1 protein-coding gene is annotated in these 1,791 nt (G+C 74.0%); it reads left to right on the forward strand.

Annotated elements, in window-relative coordinates:
• Positions 1-310: 310 nt before the first annotated feature.
• Positions 311-1,791, forward strand: a 1,481-nt coding sequence (locus CCN35_RS26215) for a diaminobutyrate--2-oxoglutarate transaminase family protein (protein WP_086794572.1), incomplete at its 3' end; no start/stop codon positions are given.

Genomic DNA, 1,791 nt, shown 5'->3' on the forward strand with positions numbered 1-1,791 from the left:
CTCCGCGCGGCCTTCTCGTGGTGGACGGCGCCCTCCGCGTCCTTCCTCACCCGCGGCATCCCGGTGCCCACCGGCCATGTCCCCGTGCCCACCGGCCATGGACCGCCGGCGGGACCGGACCGGACACCTTCCGACGATCTCCGGCCCGCCCGTAACCGTGCGGCCGGTCCGGGGTTGTAGCGGTGGGGGGTCCTGCTGCCTGCGTCCAGGGCTCCTGCGCCGCGGGCGGCGACACACCTCGACAGCGGGAGGCCGGTGCCTTGTTTCAGCGGGCCGCCGACGCCCTGGGACAGCGGGAGGACAAGGAGCCGTGACCGTGACGGATTCTGCGCCCAAAGGCCGCGCGTCCGCGGACGCGCGCACGGTGCACGAGGGGATTCTGCGACGCCAGTCGGTACGCGAGTCGGCGGCGCGCACCTATGCGCGCGCCCTGCCGATCGTGCCGGTGCGGGCCCGCGGGCTCACCATCGAGGGCGCGGACGGCCGCCGCTACCTGGACTGCCTGTCGGGCGCCGGCACCCTCGCCCTCGGACACAACCACCCCGTCGTCCTGGAGGCCATCCGCAAGGTCCTCGACTCGGGCGCACCCCTGCACGTCCTCGACCTGGCCACACCGGTCAAGGACGCCTTCGTCACCGAGCTGTTCCGCACCCTGCCGTCCGGGCTCGCCGAACACGCGCGCGTGCAGTTCTGCGGCCCGGCCGGGACGGACGCGGTGGAAGCCGCCCTCAAGCTCGTCCGGGCCGCCACCGGCCGGAGGACCGTCGTGGCCTTCGCCGGCGCCTATCACGGGATGACCGCGGGAGCACTCGACGTCTCGGGGCACGCCGAGGACGTACGGGTCGCCCGTCTGCCCTACCCGCAGGACTACCGCTGCCCCTTCGGCGTCGGCGGCGTCCAGGGGGCCGAACTCGCCGCCCGCTGGACCGAGTCCGTGCTGGACGATCCCAAGTCGGGAGTTCCCCTGCCCGCCGGGATGATCCTCGAACCCGTGCAGGGCGAGGGCGGGGTGATCCCCGCCCCCGACCACTGGATGCGGCGCATGCGGCAGATCACCGCGGAGCGGTCCGTTCCGCTGATCGTCGACGAGATCCAGACGGGAGTCGGACGCACGGGCACCTTCTGGGGAGTGGAGCACAGCGGTGTGACACCGGATGTGATGGTGCTGTCCAAGGCCATCGGCGGCAGCCTTCCGCTGGCCGTCGTGGTCTACCGCGACGACCTCGACGTCTGGGAACCCGGGGCCCACGCGGGGACGTTCCGCGGCAACCAGCTCGCCATGGCCGCGGGCACCGCCACCCTGGCGTACGTGCGCGAGAACCGTCTCGCCGAACGCGCGGCGGCCCTCGGCTCCCGTCTGCTGTCCCAACTCCGTGACCTGGCACATCACTTCCCCTGCATCGGCGAGGTGCGCGGACGGGGCCTGATGATCGGTCTCGAACTGGTGGACCCGGAGGCGGAACCGGAAAGGAACGACGACGGAAGGACGGAGGCGCTGCCGGCGCGGGCCGGTGCGCCGGTGCCCGGGGTTCCCCGGCCGTCGTGCCCGCCGGAGCCGGCGGAGCGCGAGGTCCCCGGCCGGGACACCGCCGGGCCGATGGCGGTCCGCCGCACGCCCCGCCCCGCCGCCCCCGAACTCGCCGCCGCGGTCCGGCACGAGTGCCTGCGCCGTGGCCTGATCGTCGAACTCGGCGGCCGTCACGCCAGCGTCGTACGGCTCCTTCCCCCGCTGACGATCACCGACGAGCAGGCCGCCGCGGTGTTCGGCCGGCTCGTCGGTGATCGTCAGCG

Source organism: Streptomyces thermovulgaris (assembly GCF_002155915.1).
Lineage (GTDB): Bacteria > Actinomycetota > Actinomycetes > Streptomycetales > Streptomycetaceae > Streptomyces > Streptomyces thermovulgaris.